This window comes from Lacticaseibacillus manihotivorans DSM 13343 = JCM 12514 (genome assembly GCF_001435035.1).
In the GTDB taxonomy this organism is placed as follows: domain Bacteria; phylum Bacillota; class Bacilli; order Lactobacillales; family Lactobacillaceae; genus Lacticaseibacillus; species Lacticaseibacillus manihotivorans.
The window spans coordinates 1-371 of sequence record NZ_AZEU01000268.1 but is presented as its reverse complement, the minus strand read 5'-3'; the positions used below and the strand labels follow the sequence as shown (position 1 = coordinate 371).

1 pseudogene is annotated in these 371 nt (G+C 47.7%); it reads right to left on the bottom strand.

What is annotated here, in order from left to right:
• Nucleotides 1-371: pseudogene (locus tag FD01_RS16325) on the bottom strand (D-alanyl-lipoteichoic acid biosynthesis protein DltB); the annotation flags it as partial.

The following is a 371-nucleotide window of genomic DNA, read 5'->3' as shown; positions in this document are numbered from 1 at the left end:
CCCAGCACATATTTGTACAAGAAGCCTAAGAACAAATACTTCACCGCGCGGTTCAACATGTCGACATATTGTTCGCGTTCAGGTGCGCCTTCGACATCTTGTTCAAACCGGCGGTAGCGATCGATCGGGCCGCTGGAAATTGTCGGCATGAAGCACATGAAGCGAATCACTGGCCAAATTTTTAAGGACTTGATCGTGCCATCGCGCAACTCCATGACGATTTGCACCGCTTTGAAGGTCAGATAGCTGATGCCTAAAAAGCGTAGCAATGATGGGGTCACGCTGAATACTGGGGTAAGTTTAACAATCACTAACGGCAAAATTGCGGCCAGCACTGCGATCACAAACCATGATGTTTGATTATGCGTTTT